The following is a 20,694-nucleotide window of genomic DNA, read 5'->3' as shown; positions in this document are numbered from 1 at the left end:
GTGCTTCCGATAATCTCTAAAGATGGAAGATCTGTCGCTTGATTTCACAGGGGATAAAGAATTTACACGATGAGTTCAATCAGTTTCAGGCACCTCGCCACTCTCTTGTTCTGCTTCGGCGCCTGCCTGCTGTCAGGCTGCAACGCCAAGCCGTCCGATCCCAAAAGCGAAGCTCCTCCCACTGCTGTCGTTCAAGCCGACGCCGACCCGAATCTGGTTCACGTCGATCATCCGGATCAATTCACGCTCGTTGCTGCGACGGACTATGCTGCCGCATCCTCCATTCAGGTCACTGGCACAGTCAATCCCGATATCTCCCGCACCATCCCCGTAATCTCCATTGCCTCTGGCCGTGTCGTTGAGGTACACGCGCGCATCGGCGACTATGTAAAAAAAGGCCAGCTTCTCATGGATGTTCAGAGCACCGACGTCTCGGGCGCCTTTAGCTCCTACCTGAAGGCGGTCAACGACGAGCGCCTCGCCAAGGTTCAGTTCGAACGGGCAAAGCTCCTCAACGATAAAGGCGCTATTCCCAACAGTCAGGTTGAGATCGCCCAGAACGCCGAGGATGACGCGAAGGCGGCGCTTACAGCCTCAGAAGAGCAGCTCCGCGTCCTAGGGGTCGACAAAGATCACCCCGCCGCCACGGTCAAAGTGTACGCTCCGGCCTCCGGCTTCATCATCGCTCAAAACGTCACCAACGCAGCCGCTGCCGGAGTAACCTTCGCTGGCTCCTCCAACGCCTTCACCATCGCCGATCTCTCGCACGTATGGATTATCTGCGACGTCTACGAGAACGACCTCCCAACAGTGCATCTTGGACAGAAGGCGGATATCCGCCTCAACGCTTATCCGGACCGTGTCCTCACCGGCGTGATCAGCGACATTGGCGCCGTCCTCGATCCGCAGATCCGCACCGCAAAAGTTCGCATCCAGGTTGAAAATCCCAATACCTTAATGCGCATCGGCATGTTTGCCACGGTCACCATTCACGGGAAGAACTCAGAGACCCACGTGCAAGTACCTGCGACCGCAGTTCTCCATCTGCATGACCGCGACTGGGTCTACACTCCGGTCGGCGATGGTAAGTTCCGCCGGGTACTGGTGCGTGGAGGCTCATCCTTGCCGGACAATATGCAGGAGATTATCTCCGGCCTTAACGCGGGCCAGCAGGTCGTCACCAACGCCCTCGCTCTCCAGAACACGGCGGATCAGTAATGATTCGAGGTCTCGTCGACTTTGCACTGAACAATCGATGGATGGTTCTCGGTCTCACCATCCTGCTCTTCGGTTGGGGAATCGTCTCCTTCCATAACCTGCCCGTCGAGGCCTATCCCGACGTTGCCAACAACTACGTCCAAATCATCACGCAATGGCCCGGGCGCGCCGCGGAAGAAATTGAACAGCAGGTCACGATCCCGCTTGAAATTGGGATGGCCGGCATTCCCCACATGACCCATCTGCGGTCGACCTCTCTTGCCGGCATCTCGAGCCTCACTCTCATCTTCGACGACGAATCCGTCAATGACTGGAATCGTGAAAAGGTTCTCGAAAGGCTCACTCAGGTCACCCTGCCCGCTGGCCTTCAACCTCAGATCGGTACCGACTGGAGTCCCGTCGGCCAGATCTACTGGTACACCCTGCGAAGCACCAACCCCCTCTACGACAACATGGACCTGAAGTCGCTTCAGGACTGGACAATTGAGAAGCAACTCAAAGCTGTCCCCGGTGTCGTCGACGTCTCCAGCTTCGGAGGTATGACACGCGAGTACCAGGTCCGCGTTGATCCCGACAAACTCGTCGCGTACGGACTCAGCATCGGACAGGTTGAGCAACAACTCGCCGCCAACAACACCAACGCAGGCGGCAGCTTCATCGAACAGGGCCAACAGCAAATCAACGTCCGTGAGGTTGGTCTCTACAGAAGCACCCACGATATCGAGGAGACCGTCTTAAAGACGCAATCCGGCACCCCGCTCCGCGTCAAAGATATCGCCACCGTCACCCAGGGGCCCAAGATCCGCCTCGGTCAAATCGGCAAATCATGCAGATTCGGAGGCACGCCATTTCCAGAACCTCCCAACTCCTCTACCGCCAGCGACCCGTGTATCGACCACACTAAAAAGGAGAAGGACGAACACGCGATCAATCGCGAGGATGGCAAGATCATCGATGATCCCGATGTCGTCGAAGGAATCGTAGCTCTCCAGAAGGGCGACGACTCCGAGTTTGCTCTGGCAGGGATTCACAAAAAGGTCGACGAACTCAACACGCGCATCCTCCCTCCGGGCGTAAAGCTTATACCCTTCCTCGACCGCAGCGACCTTCTCCACTACACCACCCACACGGTGCTGCATAACCTCACCGAAGGCATCATCCTCGTCATCATCATCCTCTTCCTCTTTTTAGGAAATGTTCGCGGCGCTCTCATTGTCTCGCTGACCATCCCGTTCTCTCTGCTGTTTGCCTCCATCTGCCTCGACCTCCGTCACATCCCCGCCAACCTGCTCTCTCTCGGTGCACTCGACTTCGGCATGGTCGTCGACGGTGCCGTCGTTATGGTGGAGAACATCGTCCGGCACCTCAGCCACCAGCGCAAAGACACTCTCTCTCCAGCCGAACAGATTCGTGAGGCTGCTCACGAAGTGCAGCGGCCGGTCTTCTATGCGATTGGCATTATCATCACGGCCTACCTGCCTATCTTTACGTTGCAGGCTGTCGAAGGCAGACTCTTCCGTCCCATGGCCTGGACGGTAGCCTTCGCACTCTTAGGTGCGTTGATCTTCTCCATCGTCATCGCGCCCGTCCTGTCGAGTCTTCTGTTCCCGAATGGCGCATCTGAGTGGCAAAATCCGGTCATGGCATGGCTCACCGACCGGTACCGCCATGCCGCGCGTTGGGCCATCGAACATCGCTGGGTCACTCTCAGCGGAGCAGGCTTCGCGCTCGCACTAGCCCTCTTCCTCGGTCTAAGCGGTGTCATCGGTTCAGAGTTCTTACCCCACCTCGACGAAGGTGCCATCTGGGTTCGTGGCACTCTCGCTCCCAGCACTGGCCCCACCGAGAGCCTGCGCATCATGAATCAGGCTCGTATCGTTCTGTCGTCCTTTCCCGAGGTGACAAAAGTTGTCAGCCAGACCGGACGCCCCGATGACGGCACCGACGTCACCGGCTTCTTCAACACCGAATATTTCGTCGACCTGAAACCCAAAGCCGAATGGCGCCATCCCTTCAAACAGAACAAGGATGAGTTGATCGGCGCGATGGACCGCGAACTCGAAAAGATCCCCGGCGTCATCTGGAACTTCTCCCAGCCCATCTCCGACAACGTCGAAGAGGCCGTCAGCGGTGTCAAGGGTGAGCTGGCCGTCAAAATCTATGGAGACGACCTCAAAACCCTCGAACAGCTGGGAGATCAGATCGTCTCCATCATGAGCAAGATCAAGGGCGTCCAGGATCTCGGTCTCTTCCGCGTCATCGGCCAGCCTAACCTGAACTACTCCGTCGATCGCCTCGCCGCCGCTCGATTTGGAATCAACGTTGCGGATATCCAGGACGCTATCCAGACCGCAGTAGGTGGTAACGCGGTGACCCAGGTATTGCAAGGCGAAGCGCGTTACGACCTTGTCGTCCGTTATCCCCAGCAATACCGCGACACTCAGGACGCGATCGACAAGATCCGTCTGCTCTCCCCATCTGGCGAGCGCGTTTCGCTGGCCCAGTTGACCAAAGTAAAGATGGAGGACGGCGCTGAGACCATCAGCCGAGAGGCAGGGCAGCGTTTCGTTGCGATCAAATACAGCGTTCGCGACCGCGACCTTGGCAGCACGGTCGAAGAGGCCATCAGCAAGGTCAACGAGCAGGTCAAACTCCCTCCCGGCTACAAGACCGACTGGGCCGGCGAATACGAGAGCCAGAAGCGCTCATCACGCCGTCTTATGCTGGTGCTCCCCATTACTATCCTGCTCATCTTCATCATTCTTTACTCCATGTTCCACTCCGGCAAATGGGCAGGCCTCATTCTCATCAACGTCTCCATGGCTCCGGTCGGCGGACTACTTGCACTTCTTATCACTCACACCAACTTCAGCGTCTCATCCGGCGTCGGCTTCCTCGCGCTCTTCGGTGTCTCCGTGCAGACCGGCGTCATCATGTTGGAATACATCAACCAGATGCGCGTTCGCGGCCACTCCATCGAAGAGTCCGCCATCGAAGGCGCCGTACTCCGCCTTCGTCCCATCATGATGACCATGCTCGTCGCCACCCTGGGTCTTCTCCCCGCTGCAACCTCGCACGGCATCGGGTCAGATTCGCAGCGACCCTTCGCCATGGTTATCGTTGGCGGACTTATTGGCGCGCTGATGATTAGCGTCTTTCTTCTTCCCACTTTGTACGTCTGGATCGCAAGACCGGACGACGTTCTGCCCACACCCGAGACGGAGTTCGAGAACTAATGCTGTCTAACCGCGCAGGCCGATCTTCAATGACTCTCACCCAAGCCACGGAAGGAGGTTCCATGTTCGCAAAATCGATGTTCGCAAAATCCATGATCGCAAAATCGGATACAAGACACCGGAGCCTCCTCGCCGCTGCCTGCATTCTGTTTCTGCCTTGCGCCGTCTTCGCTCAAACTCCGCAGCCTCCCGCCTCGCCCAACGCGATCACTATGCAGCAGGCTGTCGATCTGGCACGTGCCAAGAATCCGACTCTACTCGCCGCCCAGCAGAACCTGCTCTCTGTCAAAGCTCAGGAGATCCAGGCCGGTGTTCGCGCCAATCCGTACTTCACCGCTTCCGGTGGAAACCTCACCGAGACTGACAGCAACACTAATCCCTATAACTTTACCCTCGGCGTTGGCCGCCTCTTCGAGCGCGGACAAAAACGCCGCTGGCGCCTCGATGTCGCCCGCTCCACCACTGTGCAGACAGACGCCCAACTCCAGCTCACCATCCAGCAGACCATTCTCGCCGTCCACCAGGCGTTCACTAACTTCGTCATCGCCAAAGCCGCTAAAAAACTCGCAGACGACAACCTCGCCGACTATAGGCGGGAACTGCAGATCAGCCACGACCGCTATATGGCCGGCGACATTGCCAAGCTCGACTTCGAGCGCCTCGACCTGCAGCTCGCCCAGTTTGAAACCGATGAATCCAACGCTGTCACAGCCGCCCAGCAGGCCTCCGACCAGCTTCAGGTCCTCCTAGGCTACGACAAGCCGCGTACCGACTTCGACGTGATCGGCGACGTCGTTCCCCCTCCTGTCTCCTTAACCATGGAAGACCTCGAACTGAAAGGCCTGGCTGCACGGCCCGACCTCAAGGCAGCCGTTGCCGCGGTTGCCGTTGCGGACGCCAGTGTCAAGCTTGCTTACGCCAACGGTACCGCTGACCCAACCTTAGAGGCCGACTACAACCACAACGGAGAAAACGGCCTCCCCGACAACACCGCCGCCGACAACTCCGTCGGCTTCGTCTTCAACATTCCGATCCGCATCTTTGACCGCAATCAGGGCAATAAGGAAACCGCCAAGTTCACCTCGCAGGCAAGCCGCTTTTCCGTAACCGCCGCCCACAACCAGGTCATCTCCGACGTCGACCAGGCGTACTCCGGATACTTCAACGCCAGAGTGCTCTCTGATCGCTACAACGGCCACTACCTCGACGAAGCGAAGGACGTTCTCGACATCGCGCAGTTCAGTTACCAACACGGTGGTCTCGCCCTGATCGACTATCTCGACGCCCTGCGCGAATCACGTTCGGTCACGGCGGACGCCCTCAACGCCTACTCCCAGACGTGGATGGCGATCCACCAGCTAAGCTTCGCCACCGCCACCGAACTGATCCCGTAGCCATCCGAGGTCGAACGGGTGGCATCAATTGCGACGCGAATGCCACGCGAAGGGCCAAAAATAAAGTTGAAAAACATGGCGCATTTTTTGCGCCCCAAAAATTGGATGTCAGAAAACCACGTTTACCACGCAATTCACCACACTCACACCACGTTTTCACCACGATTTGTAGCAGGAAATCGTGAAAAACCCCTGCAAAACACCATAAAAGCCACAGCAAAATAAAATCTTCGCCACCAGGGAACTCATTCCATCAAAGTTCAATACTCCGCCTGCTCGCCCTTTGCTGGAACTGAGGTTGGAACTCCTGGAGTACCGGCATAGGTGATGAGCAGCACCGTGGGTTCGTCGCCTGTTTCTCCGCGATGAACATCGTCGATTGACTCCCCAGCAGCTTGTCCCTGATGAACGACCAGTGTCTTGCCGCTTGCCTTGTCGTGCAACGTCAGGGTTCCCGACAGCACATAAACTACATTCGGAAATGGATGAGTGTGCCATGGCAACGCCGTATGCGGCGCAATCGTCAACTTGATCGTTGTGAGTTGCGGTTGGCCTGTGGGATAGTGCGTGTACGGTTTACCATTCCACGATTGGTCAGCCTGTAAAAGGATCTCGCGTTGGCCACTCGCAACGCGCACAGCAGCATCCTGAGCAAGTACCGTCGCGATAGTTGCTCCAACGAGCACAGCTGCCAAGCCCAGCTTACGATATTTGCAAATCATTTTTCTTCCTCCTGACTTGGTTTTATTTGGGATAACCGAATGTTCGCTATTTGCCGGTGTAAGAGACGCGCCATACGCTACGCGAACCGTCGCCCGTCACGTAAAGAACACCCGGCAACTCGCATACCATATTTTCATCGGTCTTTTGCGCGATGCAAATACCATGCTGACGCTTGGTGATCCCTACGGTTGTGCGCCGGGGGGCAAGTTCGACCTGCCCGATATCGAGCCGAACAATCCGGCCAGCGTCGTTCAATTCGAAGCTGAAATATGTTCTGAAGTCACCCCGCCAGGCGCTTTACCGGCCATAACGGGATTTCTGGAATGACTGGTCCCTGGAAAAAGAGAACAGCCATTGGCTCACCACCCCCTTCTATCGGCCCGACTCTGTCAGAGCTGCGAGTTCTGAAAAGGCGAGTTCTGTATCTGCTCGTAGAAGTTGCTCCGCTTGTAATTGCGAATGAAATGCGAGCAGATATCTTCGTTGCAGGTGCCTTCAGCTGTCTGCGTCTTATGTTCAAAGCCACCAAGGAATGCGTTGGCAATATCCTGCTTGAAGTTCACGCGAGGATACTGGGCGACGATTGTCTTCCGCAGATCCTCGGGGAAAGTTTCATAGCCGATGCCAAGGACGTCGAGGCCAACCCCGTTGTAGAGCAGTTCGACTTCGATCGGCTTGTACTGCACTATCCCCGGTGTTGTGTGCAAAGAGATCGCATCCCATGCCACCTGAATGCGCGCTGCCGGCACGTTATGATGCTCAAGGAACTGCCGGACGGCATTCGCACCGTCGACCTCAAACCGATCCTCGGCGCTTGAGAACTTCTTGAGAAGTCCCATGTCGTGAAATGCAGCACAGACGAAGAGCAACTCCTGGTCGTAGTGCTGGCCCGTCTGACGGCCAAGCTCATTCGCCCAGAAGAACACGCGATGAGAATGGTTGAAAAGCAGCTGCGTACTGAATTCATGAAGGAGTCCGGTCGCTTCGCGAGTCAGCTGCGTATCGGGAACTCCCGGCTGAGCATGCTGGAATTTTTCCTGAGGCGTAGGGACGGGCAGAATTACTCTCGGATGTCGAAATGTGGGTCTCGCATCAGCGGTTTCTGACTTTACGATTTTGGCTGGTGAATTGCCGGTCGCAATTGCTTCAGGCACAGCCGAACTATTGGAAACGGATTGCTTGGTCATCGGTTTATCTCCTAAGCGGATGCTCTTACTACAAAAACCAGCTTAAACTTGATACCCGAAGGTCGCCACGACATCCTTCCGACACTTTCGGACATGTCAGACGCTGCTTACTCCTTTGCGCGCTTGAATCGCTCCGTGTATTCGCCCGCGGTAACCCCGATGACGCGTTGGAAAGTTCGGCGCATGGAATCTGCGGAGCCGAATCCACAGGCCTCCGCAATTTCCTTGAGCCCCATCGACGAACTATCAATCATTTGCTGGGCCGCCTCGACCCGTAGACGATCGACGAACTGACCCGGGTTCATCTTCATCTCTCGCAGACATACGCGAGAGAAATGTCTCGGGCTCATTCCAATTCTTTCCGCAAGTGCATCAACCGAGAGATTCGTTTTCAGATTTTCGAGCATATACACCTGCAGTTCACGTAGCGGCTCAGAGGTGGTGACCTGTCGGGAGAGCATGTGGCTGTATTGGGCCTGGCCTCCGGGCCGAACCAGGAACATGACAAGCTGTCTGGCGACGCTCAGAGCGGTTTGGTGGCCGTGATCCTCCTCAACGAGAGCGAGTGATAGATCGATGCCCGCGGTGATTCCCGCTGATGTGTAGATGGATCCATCGCGCAAGAAGATGGGGTTGGGCAAGACGTTCACTTTAGGAAACTCACGAGCCAAACGATCACAGAATTTCCAATGGGTGACAACTCGCTTGCCGTCGAGAAGTCCAGCAGCAGCGAGCAGGAAGGCACCGGTGCAAATGGAAGCGATACGTCGTGATCGCCCAGCGGCGTCGGCGATCCAGCGTACATAATCTAGGTCGTACTCACCGGATTCGGCGCCAGGTCCCCCAGCAATAACAAGAGTGTCAATCGAACTGGACACATTTGTGGGTGAGACTGCACCGGATAGGGTGATTCCTCGATTCGTCCTGAGTTGCCCCGTTCCATCCAAAGAGACGATTTCCACTTGATAGTCAAGAACATTCGAGAACACTTCGAGTGGACCCGTCACGTCGAGGACCTGGACCGGCGGCGGGCCACTGATGACGACCTTGCGCATGAATTCATAGTATTCCCGTGCGGCAATCTCAGATTTATTCGTTTCCGCCAAAGTAACTGCAGGAAAAGGGCGGAATAGTTGACGATAGGTGCCAGTCAACATAACCAGCTTTACGCAAAATGCAACGGTCGTTTGCACTCTTTCGGGCTTCTCCAAGTATCCAGCGAAAGATAATCTCGACTCAGTCGTTGAGAGCAGATCAGTAGGGGGAACAAATATGAAGCTATTGTTCGGATTTCTCGTGGCCTTCGGGATCGGCGCCTTTTGCCGGCTCACACGGATACCGTTGCCGGCCCCACAAGCGATTGTAGGCTCGATCCTTGTCGTCACGATGAGCATCGGCTATGTGGTTACGGGACGGGTGATTGATCGCCTGAAAGCACAAGCCATTGACCCATCGACATCGTCCTCACACTCTCAGGAGAGCAAACATGCGAGCTATCCAGTTCAACCAGTTCGGTGAACCTTCTCAGCTTCATCTAGTGGAGCGGCCAGATCTAACCGCGGACCAATCGACTGCCATCGTGCAGGTTGCGGCCGCGTCCGTGAACCCAAGCGATGTTAAAAACGTTGCCGGAAGGATGGAGCAAACGACTCTTCCACGAATTCCAGGGCGCGACTATTCGGGATTTGTCGTTGACGGTCCGGCGGATTGGGTCGGCAAGGAGGTTTGGGGAACCGGAGGCGATGTCGGCTTCAGACGGGATGGCACGCATGCCGAGTACATCTCGGTTCCGCGAGCCAGTCTGGTGCGCAAGCCACAGAGTTCAGCCATGAACAGGCAGGGAGTGCCGGGCACTCCACCAACAGCCGACGGATGGACTCAACGGAATGATCGTTTTTGCTGATTTGAACGGGATTGTCCTTCCACTCGCGAACATTGACGCGACATATATAGCAGAAGAGAGATATAACCTGACCGCCCGTGTCGGCCAACAAGCAGCGATCGGTGACTGTCACCTCACCGATATACGGGTAGCATCTCAGTTTGCCTACACAAAAGCATTCCATGCTGATTACAAAAGTCGAAACATTATTGCGTTGCCATTGAACAAGGAATTCAGATACCTTCGTCACCAAGCCCCGGAGGCGAAATAATCCATATAGGACCGCCGCAGTAGAAGCGGGGGCTACTGAATACCACATTCGCCTTTAGCTCAGGGTGCGCACGGCGAAACGAATTGTGCCGCAGATCCTTGATCGTTTCAGTGAGTAACCCAAGCCACAAATCATAAACTCCACGTTCATAATACTCGAGAGATTGGCTCGCGACTCCCTAAATTCAACATCACCTTAGTGCAGCCAGCGTGTTGGTTAGAGTGCCGCTCGACTGACGATTAGCTCTAATCTTGAGGGTTAGCAGCTGCGAGGACTCAACAAGCAATAAGGTTTGTTTTTCCCGCAATACTTACATTGCTTCGTCATCTATCTGGATTGATCGGAAGGTGCAACCAGCGTTAAAGAACCATGCCACGATATGGCGAAACAAATGAGTGCGAGCTACTCACCTATTGCTTCTTCTTCGAGACTATGTTGAACAAAGTTTCTGCTGCAAGCATTAGGAGACCGATCTGTTGATCCAGTTGAAAAGTACACGCGGCCTAGCTGAGTGTAAAGAGCCCTAGACAGCTCAGGGCTCTTTGGTACGCGGGCATTCCTCATCTTCCTACTTTGAGAAGATCCCGCCGCTGTTGGAACGAACGCCGCCTACAGTATCTGAATTCTCGAACTTCTTCTCAACTTTCCCTGCCTTGCGCGCCATATCGCCAGCAACATGGTCGATCTTTTCCTGCTTACTGTCGAAATCACCTTCGCTAGAATCTTTGTCGATTTGCGGATTCGTACTTTTCTCGTTCGGATTCATTGTGTAACCTCACTTCTTTTGATGCGTAAGTGGGCGCTTGGTTTGCTTGGAAGATCCGGTCACACTACACAAGAATCAACTCTTCAAAAATGCAGTTCCGCCTAATACATGGCCGGAGGTTGCAAGTCCCAAAGTTCTCGCGGAACGCATCGGGCGACCGAGTTGAAGTTCTTCTGTACCTTCGCGAACTGAGCGACCGCATGTCTATTCTAGAGGTCACCCGCCGACCTTGAATCCGCGGATGATCTCTTTCTCTCCGACGCCGCCGCGATATACCGATACCTCCGCGACCACTTTACTGGAGCACGAATAAGAAAAAGATGTGCCGTCGGTAAACTCAAGCGAAAGTTCTTGGTCTTCATCAGAAGTGCGCATGATCTTTGCGGCAACGAATACTTTCTTCGCCAGCTCGGGAATTTCCGTCGCAATCGTCACCTTGGTTGAGGAAATGAATTTCACGCGAGCAGCTAAGCGCCTTGGCGTCACTCAACCGGGTCTCAGTCGTCGGGTGGCATCGTTGGAGAAAAGATACCGAATTACGCCCTTCGAGCGTGACCTCGCGAAACTGGTCCTAACTGAAGCAGGGCATTCGTGGAACAAGCAAAGCTTTCGCTCATGAATCGAAGGATGGACTCCCCAAATCTAAACTGAACCACTAAGCTAAGCTCTTCACCGCCACGAGGAGCATCGGTGCGAGTAGAAGGAAACACATCGTGGATGAGTGTTCTAATCCGTGTTCATCACCGTCGCCAGACCGCCTGACTAAGCCTTCATCAACATTAGCTTTGTTTTCCCGTGTTTCGGAGTCTTTGGGGGAAGGGAGTCCAGAGAACTCCACGCGTTTTCGAACACTCGCCGCGAGTTGATCTTGGCCTGCTTTGACCCAGGGAAAAGTAATGCTTTTCTGTGATCTTCACGCTTGCATGTCCTATAAGCATTGATACCTGATCGATCCCCTCTCCAGCTACAAGCATTTCGACAGCGAAGGTATCCCTCAGCATGAGGGGGAAACAGCGTCTTGCTGAACCGTCCGGTCTCTCGAGTCCTGTGAGTTTGGAGACTCTTCTAAAGCTACGTTGCCAATCTGCAACAGCACTCGTTGGGAGCCCGTTTCCACTCCAAAAAAGTATCTTGGGTTAGGCTTCGCTCCATCGGGAAGGGTCCGAAGCTCCTCCGCCACCTGAGGTGGTAGGGGGCGTAGACCGCGGTTCCGGTCTTTGCTTGATATAGCACAAGGTTGTCATTGATGAGCCGAGTTCGTTCGAGGGTGACGGCGTCGCGAATCCGCAATCCGCTCCAACGCATAAGCATGATCAGGGTTCTAACTCTTGTGCCGTGATTTCCGGTGATGTTCTCGCTGCGGTTCTCGCGATAGAGGTAGGTTGCATCCAGCAGCTTTTCATATTCATCGCGCGTGAAGTAGTCGGTGGGTGCGATTGTGCTGCCCTAAGATCGAATTCTGTTAGCAGCTCATATCCCTCGGCTTTGCACCAGCTGAGCGTTCCGGGCTTCCTGGACCGACGGTGGACTTGCAGAAAAGAAAGAGGCTTTGCGAAGTTGGATCTCAAGCTTATAAAGAGTGACGTCGGCAAGCTCACACGCTTTCGCATCGTCGAAGGTATTCGTTACAGCCTTTGTAATCGTAATCGGTTCATCATGTGAGGCGGGGTTTGCGGCGGCCGCGTCTTCGATCTGACGACTGAGAACGACAGCGCGTTCCCAACTCTTGGTCTTCAGGCTCTTCCTGGTATATGTGCCCCAACCGCGCCCTCAGCCCACATAGGGCAGTTGCATCGTTTCCAGTACCTGTCAGCAGCCTTCGAACAAGTGGGGTTGTAAAGACGGTGGATAGTCAGCATTCCGCTATCGTACATTTATCGTATAGTCTCAGATAAATTGCTGATAAATCGTTGCAAATAAGGCACTTATTAATGGTGGAGGCGGTGGGAGTCGAACCCACGTCCGAAAAAACTTCCAACAGAGAGCTTTCATGCTTTTTCCAGTTCATCTTTGTCTCGTCATCGGCGCTTAGAACGGACGAAGATGCGACGACGACCAGTCTGATTGATCTCGTCCGACCCGCTCAGACGGAGCAGGGAAGACCAGCCTACTGTGCGACGATCGGTACAGGCCCGTAGGCGAAGCTTGAGCGATCGGCTACTTAATTAATTAAGCAGCAAGAGCGAACTGAGGTTCGGCACTTATAGTTTTGTGAGCGATTACGGGTGTCCACACCCCGGCATGCCTCTCTGCCACAAGCAATCCCGTCGAAGCCGTGACGCCCCCATCTGGAGCTGGCACCAACATTGCATTGGGCGCTACAAAGAACTACGTCGATTATAACTCTTACCTTGTCAGACACCGCGTCACGCGAAGGCCAGGATCACGGCACCGAGGGTGATGAGCGAGGCGCCACCTATCTTCAGCGGCGTGAGGTGTTCGCCGAGGAACAACCACGCGCCCAGGATGACCAGTACCACGCTGAGCTTGTCGACCGGCGCTACGCTTGAAGCGGGTCCTATTTGCAGGGCGCGGAAGTAGCAGAGCCACGACAGGCCGGTGCAGATGCCCGAGAGCACGAGAAAGACCCAGCTGCGGCGGCCGATCTGCGTGAGCCCGTGATGCTTCTCGAAGGCGATGGCGATCGCCCAGGTGAAGATCAGGATTACCGTTGTTCGGATCGCGGTCGCGAGGTTCGAGTCGATTCCGGCGACACCGACCTTGGCCAGCAATGCAGTTGCCGCAGCGAAGACAGCCGATAGAACGGCCCAGAAGACCCAAGTCATGATGCAAGCATACTCGGCTGAAAAAATCGGCGTCAGATGCGTGCGGAGAGGCTACATGGTTGCGTTTACGAGGTCGACTTCCTGCCACTCGCCACGTTCGATGCCGGCGCGAATCTGTGCCGGGGTCTGTCCCTTTTTCGTCTGCTGGTAAGCGTAAACCGCCTCTCTCATGCAGGTGGAGCAGGCAGCGCCGTGGGTGCCTTCGAAGCAGCTATGCAGGCTGTTGTGGCGCATCTCGCGATCACAGTGGCAGTAGCAAGGTTGCTGGTGCAACACCGCAGGGATGGCGGCGGCCATCTTGTAGGCGGTCACTTGGTAAGGATGCGTGAAGTAGACGCCTGTCAGCTGATTCCCGCTAAGCACCGGAGGAAGAGGCTTTGTCGGAGCAGATGCGTTATAGGCCGGGATATCTTCCGCGGGATTCGACCATTGTGCGGAGGCCACCATAGTGACCAGACCTAGCGCGATGCATCCGATGATTCGCTTCATTTCCGTATTCTAGATCAATCCCTTTCGATGGCGAATATAGCGGCGTATCTACTGCTTTTTCTTAACTCAATCTCTCTTTCTTCTGACAACTGAGTGAGTTGAACTAAGTGGGTGGACCGTTTGTCCGACCCCCCTCCCCCCGGGGGGGTATTTTGGGCGTAACTCATTTATTGTCTATATTTTGCGGGCGGGGTGTGTCTGCAAAATATTCTTTCTAAAGGGTTTACGGATAAAATATTCCATCTAAATGATTTACGTAGTGCTTGGCGAAGGTCCGTCCCCGTTCGTGCAAGGAGGTACGGCGTATCAGTGTTAATTATAAAGACTTGGTGGTAACTCATGCGCCAGAGCTATCTCTTTGTCATGATGCGGGTTGCGATGGTTTGGGACTTGACAGAAAAATAGCCACCCCCTCTCTCGAGTTCGATCACAGCCTTGCGCAGCAGGGGAATTGAGAGCCGAAGCTGTCGTTTGGGCGATGGGAGCGGTAGGTCACTGAAGGCAACGCAGTCGCTTGTATTTGAGTTTTTGGTGTGTGGGAGGCGAAGGCAAAAAAAATGCGGCACGAACGGTGTTTTGATCGTGCCGGGAGGCCAGTGACGCAACTTGTGTCAGCCGGACTGCGGACTGAAATATCTCACGAGCGGCAGGTTCACGCTTCGTTGAATTGAAGATACCACAATATGGAGGAAAAGAAATAGAAATATGTCCAACCATAGAAATTTGGTGATTTTCGGCATGTTTTCCAGAGGTCAGGGCTTTCACAAATCGAAATAAATTCAATCTAATGAATGATTTGAAAAAATAGCTCGTCTTCTCACTTATTTTCTATGCAAAAAAGAGGACGTTGGAGAGTTCCTATGAAATTACAGTTTTTCATGGTTTGGAGGATCTTTTTGGGCAATTCGGGGGTCTTCTGCGGCTGGTTCGCCGAATAAAAAGCTATGCCGAGGGGAACTCTTTGCTGAGTTTGCTGGCCATGGAGGCGTCGCGCTGGGTGATTCCACCGGCGTCGTGTGAGACCAGGCCGAGAACTACGTGGTTGTAGCGGATGTCGATATCGGGGTGGTGGCCGGCCGCCTCGGCAAGTGTTGCCACGCGGTTCACAAACGCCATGGCCTGGATGAAGTCCTTGAAAGTCCATTCGCGAATGAGCTTGCCATCCTTGAGATTCCACTCGGGGTTTGCCTTCAGGACGTCATTGATTTCGTTCGCATCCATAGCTTTCTTCATTGAGAGACACCTCGCCCTGCGATGCTAGCTGCGTTTGTTTGTTCTACGCAACTGGGTGGTCAGTTGGATAGTGGGTTAGTTTAAATTCTCCGCATATTTCCGATAAGCTCGTTTATCGGCCAAATGAACAGAGGGCACAGGTAAAGACAAGCCGACTAATGAGATGGTCCGCCGCTGTCACCCCCCGCTGAGGCGGAGGATATTAGCAGCGGTTTCAGAGGAGGATCATCGACATGCAGATTCGTTCGGTAGGCATCGACCTGGGCAAGACGACATTTCACCTTGTTGCGCTGGGAACATCGGGCAAGGTACTGGTGAAGAAGAAGTTCTCACAGAAGCAGCTGCTGGCGTTCACGGCGAACATGCAGACCTCGCTGATCGGATTGGAAGCCTGCTCCGGAGCGCATTTTCTCGGGCGAGCGTTGCGGCAGCAAGGCCATGACGTGCGGCTGATCGCAGCTCAGTTCGTGAAGCCGTTTGTGAAGTCCAACAAGAACGACTACGTCGACGCAGAGGCTATCGCCGAAGCGGTCGAGCGCAAGAACATGCGCTTCGTCCCGATCAAGACGGACGACCAGCTGGACCTGCAAGCGATCCACCGGGTTCGAGACCGGCTCGTCTCGCGGCGCACGGCGGTCATCAACCAGATACGGGCATTCCTGCTGGAACGTGGCATGGTGTTTGCGCAGAAGCCGGCGAAGCTAAAGGCAGCCATGGCAGATGTTCTCGAGAACGCAGAGAACGCGTTGACGCCGATGATGCGCAACCTGATAGGTATGCTGTGGGACGAGTGGAAGACCGTCGAACAGCAGATCGACGAGCTGACCGACAGACTCGAACAGATCGCCGCCAGCGATGCGGGTTGCTGCCGCATCCGCCAGATCCCAGGCATCGGACCTATCGTCGCGACGGCCATCGTTGCCGCCATCGGCAACGGCGCAGCGTTCCGCAAGGGACGAGACTTCGCAGCGTGGCTCGGCCTCGTTCCGCGACAGTACTCTACGGGCGGTAAGGCCAAGCTGCTGGGCATCAGCAAGCGCGGCAACATCTACCTGCGTAAGGTACTGATCCACGGCGCACGAGCCGCGGCCATGCGCATAAAACGAGATCGCTTCACGATTGGAGCCTGGATGAACGCACTGGAAGCCAGAGCGCCGCGCAACGTGCTGGTGGTCGCTATGGCGAATAAGCTCACCCGCATCGCCTGGGCTGTGCTCTCCACCGGCGAAGACTACAGGCCCGCGGCGAGCGCAACAGCGGCATGAGATAGAGCGGAAAAGACGCCTGCGGCTTGGAAGCGCTTCACGCTCCCACTTTCCCGCTCTACGACGACGACTTTCCCACCAAGGTCTGCACAGGAACAGCAAAGACGAAAGAACAGTCACAACGGCGCATCTGCAACCTGATCCCGATAAGGGTCCTCAACGACCGACCGACTTGTAAGGACAGATGCGCAGCGGAACTCATCCTGGCCAGGAGCACGCGGCTCCATCAAAGGCCGAATACATTGCCGCAGACTTGTCTTCTCGACCAAACTAATCCTTGCAGTCACGCGGCGGACCATACATTGTCGTTACCAATCACGGGAGATTGAAAGGCACATGGTCATCCTGTAACTTCACATCCTCGGTCCGATCGGTGTACTAAGACACCTCAGCCATAATTAAAGCTTAGGTGTGTCGAAATGCCATTCCGGAAGAGCGAAGCGTCGACCGAGCTGCTCAATGCAGTCCAGGCCGTCGAAGATAGGGCCGATGAATGTTACAAGCTTTTGCGGTTGCTCCATCGCCCGGCCAATGAAGCACGATGGGCGCTCCTGACCGCAATGGCTCTGAATTTGGAGATCACCCTTCAGAAAGATGGCCCTAATGGCTCTCTCCATCGGATCAGGGTGATCAACTTTGACCACTGTACCTCTGGTTTCAGGTTCATTAACGAACACGGGAGGCCCGCATCTCGATTGGTCCAGAAGTACACCTGGAACGGCTCTCTGATAGCCGACGCTAATCACGCACTGATGGTGACCGATCAGTATATGCATTTCCTCAATACCTTCCCGATGTGGCACAAAGACCATGAGGAGGTCGAGATGCTGCCAGATGGGAAGGTGCGCTTCTACATACCGAGAGACGCACCCCGGCAGCGGCAGGTCATTGCATTTCAGCAAGGCTTCCGTACCAGGGGGAGCGCGCTCTTCATCAATTGGGGTGCTCCCTCTAAGCACGAGTCAAAAGAGGGTAAGCGCATGCTGGATGAACTCTTCCATGCGTCCCGGCAAAGGGGTTTGGCGAGGAAATTCTCCTACGAGCCATCACGGGAGCTGATCGAGGCGTTGCGGCCACAGTATCAAGCCCGATTGGATGACAACTTCCGGCATCGTGACGACTTCCAATTGAACGGTTATTCACTCCGTGAATTTAAGGAGCTCTACGTCGCTCTGCTAATCCTGTGTGCTATCCATGAGTACATTTGCTACCCGTTCGATAGGTTCGGGCATCCGATACCCGTTTCTTCGCTAGTGATGGTCAAGTCTCGGCGTATGTGGGTTAACGAATTGAGCAAAATCTCAAAGATCGACAAAGCGCTTTGTGAAAAGATCCTGGGCGATCTGACGCTGAATCCTTCGACACAGAAAGGAGCCAGCATGTGCATCCATCCCTTTGTCCCACTGGACGATTTCACCCTCGCGGTTGCACCGCAATTTCCGCTTGCCAGTGCAGTCGATGACAACATCCTTCGCATGTTCTCTTACACCTTCGATGCGCTGTTCTCGGCGCAGAACACTGAGAAAGAACGGACGATGATCGAGCGGCTGCGCCCAGCTGTGTCCCGCTTTGAATTCGAACCCTCGATAGAGCTTCCGGACGGCACGACGGAGATCGATGTTGTTTTAGCAGACGAAGTCTCCTCAACCTTGGTTTTGGCGGAGTTGAAGTGGAGCCGCAAGCCGAACAGACCGCTTGAGCGCATCGACAGGGAAAAAGAGATCGAGAAAGGTGTCCAACAGCTTAAGCTGATTCGGTCCTTCTCGCGTAAGGATCCTAACTTTCTTGAGCAACGCAAAAAGCTGCCAAAGAGCATTTCGGATTACACGAACGTGCACTATCTTCTTGTGTCGTGGGACTATTGGCATTGGATCGAGCCGGAGGACGGGATCGCGATCGTGGACTTCACCGCTCTGCTGGCAGCCCTGAACAAGGGCGCCGATCTTGATGCCACAATCAAGAAGCTGTTGACATACGATTGGCTACCTGTCGAGGGTCGAGACTTCAAAGTGAGGCCCGCGATGTCATCAACCAATGGCGCCAGCATCGAAACGATGCTTTTTACTCCTACATAGACGAGATTCGCTCAAGAAATCAGTACCGATAAACGCCGTTCTCGTCACTTTGCCGTGTAGTCGGTCTGTCGGGCATGTGATCTTTTGATTCTGATCAATGTACTTGAGAAGCTGTCCCGGTTCCATGCGGACTCAAACTGAGCCACTACTGTCAGTTGCTGCGAAAAGGAGATGGGGCGGGGGTTTGCAGCTCGGTTGCGGCGCGCAGGTCGGACCAGGTTTCGGGGGGATAGAGAGAAAGACCTCGACGATCTGGGGGTCGAACTGTGTGCCGGCGCAACGGGTGATCTCGTCGCGAGCTTTGGCGAAGCTGGTTCCTTTGCGGTAGGGCCGGTCGGAGGTCATGGCATCGAGTGTGTCTGCGATGGCGAAGATGCGTGCGCCGAGGGGAATCTCTTCGCCACGCAGGCCGCGTGGATAGCCCTTTCCATCGAACTGCTCCTGATGGGCGTAGACGATCTCGGCGGCATCGCGGAGGAAGGAGATCTTGCGGACCATCTCGTAGCCGCGCGCGCAGTGCTCCTTCATGATGGCCATCTCTTCGGCGGTGAGTCTGCCGGGCTTGAGAAGAATGGCGTCGGGTATGGCGATCTTTCCGATGTCGTGGAGGAAGGCTCCACGCGCGATGACTCGCAGCTCTTCGGAGTTGAGCCCCATGGCGTGGGCGAGGGCGTTGGTGTAGGCGGTGACGCGACGGGAGTGGCCCTCGGTCTCCTGGTCGCGGAGGTCGAGCGCATCGCCCATGGCTTCGAGGGTGACGTCGTAGCTGCGCTCGAGGTCCAGCATGGTGGAGCGGAGGCGGCCGGTTCTGGTGTTGACGATGGCTTCGAGGTTATGCCGGTAGGTGGAGTTCTGTTTGCGGAGGCGGCCGTGCTCGATGGCTCTGAGGACGACGCTTTCGAGTTCGGTGCGCTCGAAGGGTTTGAGGAGATAGTCGATGGCGCCGCGGCGGAAGGCGCTGGTGACGACGTAGATGTCGTTGATGGCGGAGAACATGACGACGGGGATGCCGGGGTGGTCGGTGCAGAGATGGTCGAGGAAGGTGAGTCCGTCGGTGCCGGGCATCATGATGTCGGAGAGGACGAGGTCGTAGTCGGGGTCCTGCTGGAGGCGAGTGATGGCGTCTTCGGCGCTTTCAGCGGTGTTGACGGTGTATCCGCTGCTGGCGAGAAGGGCTGCTGCGACTGCTCTCACGGGTTCTTCGTCGTCGACTACCAGGATTCGTTCCTGCGGCATGGATGGATACTTTCGCGGAGTGACGGTGTGATGTAGCTGGCTAAATGCCACTGGCTTATACGTCTTTATCGGCGGTCCAGGCGTAGGAATCAGGTGCTTGTTTGAGAAAAATTTCGTCTATGGATTCAGAGTGTTCTGTTTGCGGTTTTGCTGCACTTTTTAAGAGGGGTCGTGGGAAAATGCGTGGTTTTCTTGTGGTGAGTTGATGGTGAGAACGTGGTGGTTTGTGTGGTGAACATGGTTTTTCGGACGCGCCTTTAAGAACGCAGAAAAATGCGTCATGGATTTCAACTTTATTTTTCTGTTTTTCAAAATGGGATTTTGACAGATGGAGTCGGTGAATGTAGTTTGGCGCCATTGGTCTGAAGTGCTTCAGACGATTCGGAGGGATTGATGAAGACGCTGCTGCTTCTCTTTGTGATGTGTACGACCTCTCTTCACGCACAGATGGAGGGACTGTGGGAGGGGTACGACGGAGAGTGGGCGCATGTATCCAAGCAACTGGTGGAGCTGGCAGAGGCTACGCCGGCGGACAAGTTTGCGTGGCGGCCTGCGCCGGGGGTGAGGTCAGTCAGCGAGGTGTATATGCATATCGCTCAGGCGAATTTTTATCTGCTGAGTGTGACTGGACCTACGATGCCGCCGGAGATGATGTCCGATGATGTCGAGAAGATTGTGACCAAAAAGGCGGATGTGATCGCGTGGTTAAAGCGGTCGCTGGATGCGGTGAGGACGGCGCGTGCTCAGTTGAAGCCGGGGGAGCTTCAGCGGAAGGTGAAGATTGAGGGCAAAGAGGTCACGGTGGATGGGATGTATTTGAGGATTATTGTTCACGATAATGAACACATGGGGCAGGAGATTGCTTATGCGCGGATGATGGGGGTTGTGCCGCCTTGGTCAGAGCCTGCTCATAAGTGAGGTTCGTCGTTGCGT

Annotated in this window: 21 protein-coding genes and 1 other RNA gene; 11 read left to right on the top strand and 11 right to left on the bottom strand. The window is 55.1% G+C overall.

Features of this window, described 5'->3' with window-relative positions:
* The first annotated feature begins 69 nt into the window (after positions 1-69).
* The 3 genes from RBB76_RS01900 to RBB76_RS01890 all read left to right on the top strand — a co-directional run bounded on the left by RBB76_RS01900 (position 70) and on the right by RBB76_RS01890 (position 5,848).
* Entirely contained in the window at positions 70-1,218 is a 1,149-nt protein-coding gene (locus RBB76_RS01900) for an efflux RND transporter periplasmic adaptor subunit (RefSeq protein WP_429633184.1), read from the top strand.
* Positions 1,218-4,454 carry an efflux RND transporter permease subunit gene (locus RBB76_RS01895; RefSeq protein ID WP_429633186.1) on the top strand — a complete coding sequence of 1,079 codons (3,237 nt, stop codon included), beginning with the start codon at positions 1,218-1,220 and terminating at the stop codon, positions 4,452-4,454. The genes RBB76_RS01900 and RBB76_RS01895 overlap by 1 nt, the downstream gene beginning before the upstream one ends.
* A gap of 62 nt (positions 4,455-4,516) precedes the next feature.
* Positions 4,517-5,848 (top strand): TolC family protein, encoded by a 1,332-nt coding sequence (locus RBB76_RS01890; RefSeq protein WP_429633188.1) that lies wholly within the window; start codon positions 4,517-4,519, stop codon positions 5,846-5,848.
* Between the two features lie 260 nt (positions 5,849-6,108).
* Here the strand turns inward: RBB76_RS01890 and RBB76_RS01885 are convergent, their stop codons facing one another.
* Entirely contained in the window at positions 6,109-6,570 is a 462-nt protein-coding gene (locus RBB76_RS01885) for a cupin domain-containing protein (protein WP_429633190.1), read from the bottom strand.
* Between RBB76_RS01885 and RBB76_RS01880 the strand changes: the two genes are divergently transcribed.
* On the top strand, positions 6,560-6,898 hold the full coding sequence (locus tag RBB76_RS01880) for a hypothetical protein (protein WP_429633192.1): 339 nt from the start codon (positions 6,560-6,562) through the stop codon (positions 6,896-6,898). The genes RBB76_RS01885 and RBB76_RS01880 overlap by 11 nt on opposite strands.
* 62 nt (positions 6,899-6,960) lie before the next feature.
* Here RBB76_RS01880 and RBB76_RS01875 read toward each other — a convergent pair whose 3' ends face one another.
* Positions 6,961-7,758, bottom strand: a complete 798-nt coding sequence (locus RBB76_RS01875) for an HD domain-containing protein (RefSeq protein ID WP_429633194.1) — start codon at positions 7,756-7,758, stop codon at positions 6,961-6,963.
* A gap of 107 nt (positions 7,759-7,865) precedes the next feature.
* Positions 7,866-8,951, bottom strand: a complete 1,086-nt coding sequence (locus RBB76_RS01870; RefSeq protein ID WP_429633196.1) for a GlxA family transcriptional regulator — start codon at positions 8,949-8,951, stop codon at positions 7,866-7,868.
* Positions 8,952-9,030: 79 nt separating this feature from the next.
* On the opposite strand from RBB76_RS01870, the gene RBB76_RS01865 reads away from it, so the two are divergent.
* Genes RBB76_RS01865 through RBB76_RS01855 form a run of 3 tightly spaced genes read left to right on the top strand, consistent with a single transcriptional unit; the run spans position 9,031 to position 9,911 of the window.
* Positions 9,031-9,276: a DUF1427 family protein gene (locus RBB76_RS01865; RefSeq protein ID WP_429633198.1), complete on the top strand. Its 246-nt coding sequence runs from the start codon at positions 9,031-9,033 to the stop codon at positions 9,274-9,276.
* Complete coding sequence (locus tag RBB76_RS01860) at positions 9,245-9,661, top strand: alcohol dehydrogenase catalytic domain-containing protein (RefSeq protein WP_429633200.1); 417 nt, start codon at positions 9,245-9,247, stop codon at positions 9,659-9,661. Before RBB76_RS01865 ends, RBB76_RS01860 begins: the two co-directional genes overlap by 32 nt.
* The gene (locus RBB76_RS01855; RefSeq protein WP_429633202.1) at positions 9,645-9,911 is read left to right on the top strand and encodes a hypothetical protein; all 267 of its coding nucleotides are present in this window, start codon (positions 9,645-9,647) and stop codon (positions 9,909-9,911) included. Before RBB76_RS01860 ends, RBB76_RS01855 begins: the two co-directional genes overlap by 17 nt.
* Before the next feature lie 568 nt (positions 9,912-10,479).
* Here RBB76_RS01855 and RBB76_RS01850 read toward each other — a convergent pair.
* Both RBB76_RS01850 and RBB76_RS01845 read right to left on the bottom strand, forming a co-directional pair.
* Positions 10,480-10,677, bottom strand: a complete 198-nt coding sequence (locus RBB76_RS01850) for a hypothetical protein (RefSeq protein ID WP_429633204.1) — start codon at positions 10,675-10,677, stop codon at positions 10,480-10,482.
* Between the two features lie 216 nt (positions 10,678-10,893).
* Positions 10,894-11,136, bottom strand: coding sequence for a hypothetical protein (locus RBB76_RS01845; protein ID WP_429633226.1), 243 nt, complete (start codon positions 11,134-11,136; stop codon positions 10,894-10,896).
* Between RBB76_RS01845 and RBB76_RS01840 the strand changes: the two genes are divergently transcribed.
* Positions 11,051-11,296 carry a helix-turn-helix domain-containing protein gene (locus RBB76_RS01840; protein WP_433963505.1) on the top strand — a complete coding sequence of 82 codons (246 nt, stop codon included), beginning with the start codon at positions 11,051-11,053 and terminating at the stop codon, positions 11,294-11,296. The genes RBB76_RS01845 and RBB76_RS01840 overlap by 86 nt on opposite strands.
* A gap of 160 nt (positions 11,297-11,456) precedes the next feature.
* Here RBB76_RS01840 and RBB76_RS01835 read toward each other — a convergent pair whose 3' ends face one another.
* From RBB76_RS01835 to RBB76_RS01815, 5 genes are all read right to left on the bottom strand, one after another.
* Entirely contained in the window at positions 11,457-11,807 is a 351-nt protein-coding gene (locus RBB76_RS01835) for a tyrosine-type recombinase/integrase (protein WP_429633224.1), read from the bottom strand.
* Positions 11,808-12,609: 802 nt separating this feature from the next.
* Positions 12,610-12,963, bottom strand: a transfer-messenger RNA (tmRNA) gene (ssrA, locus tag RBB76_RS01830).
* Positions 12,964-13,043: 80 nt separating this feature from the next.
* Positions 13,044-13,463 carry an EamA family transporter gene (locus tag RBB76_RS01825; protein ID WP_429633206.1) on the bottom strand — a complete coding sequence of 140 codons (420 nt, stop codon included), beginning with the start codon at positions 13,461-13,463 and terminating at the stop codon, positions 13,044-13,046.
* A gap of 51 nt (positions 13,464-13,514) precedes the next feature.
* Positions 13,515-13,952: a CYCXC family (seleno)protein gene (locus RBB76_RS01820; RefSeq protein ID WP_429633208.1), complete on the bottom strand. Its 438-nt coding sequence runs from the start codon at positions 13,950-13,952 to the stop codon at positions 13,515-13,517.
* 942 nt (positions 13,953-14,894) lie between these two features.
* Entirely contained in the window at positions 14,895-15,185 is a 291-nt protein-coding gene (locus tag RBB76_RS01815) for a 4a-hydroxytetrahydrobiopterin dehydratase (RefSeq protein ID WP_429633210.1), read from the bottom strand.
* Positions 15,186-15,418: 233 nt separating this feature from the next.
* Between RBB76_RS01815 and RBB76_RS01810 the strand changes: the two genes are divergently transcribed.
* Both RBB76_RS01810 and RBB76_RS01805 read left to right on the top strand, forming a co-directional pair.
* The gene (locus tag RBB76_RS01810) at positions 15,419-16,450 is read left to right on the top strand and encodes an IS110 family transposase (protein WP_433963504.1); all 1,032 of its coding nucleotides are present in this window, start codon (positions 15,419-15,421) and stop codon (positions 16,448-16,450) included.
* A 419-nt stretch (positions 16,451-16,869) separates the two neighbouring features.
* A complete protein-coding gene (locus RBB76_RS01805; RefSeq protein WP_433963503.1) occupies positions 16,870-18,525 on the top strand; it encodes a hypothetical protein in 1,656 nt (551 codons plus the stop codon).
* Between the two features lie 132 nt (positions 18,526-18,657).
* Here RBB76_RS01805 and RBB76_RS01800 read toward each other — a convergent pair whose 3' ends face one another.
* On the bottom strand, positions 18,658-19,761 hold the full coding sequence (locus tag RBB76_RS01800; protein ID WP_429634525.1) for an HD domain-containing phosphohydrolase: 1,104 nt from the start codon (positions 19,759-19,761) through the stop codon (positions 18,658-18,660).
* A 393-nt stretch (positions 19,762-20,154) separates the two neighbouring features.
* Between RBB76_RS01800 and RBB76_RS01795 the strand changes: the two genes are divergently transcribed.
* Positions 20,155-20,679: a DinB family protein gene (locus RBB76_RS01795; protein ID WP_429634526.1), complete on the top strand. Its 525-nt coding sequence runs from the start codon at positions 20,155-20,157 to the stop codon at positions 20,677-20,679.
* Positions 20,680-20,694: the final 15 nt, after the last annotated feature.

The sequence above is a fragment of the Tunturiibacter psychrotolerans genome (assembly GCF_051013365.1).
Taxonomy (GTDB): Bacteria; Acidobacteriota; Terriglobia; order Terriglobales; family Acidobacteriaceae; genus Edaphobacter; species Edaphobacter psychrotolerans_A.
This window is presented reverse-complemented; position numbering and strand designations above follow the sequence as displayed.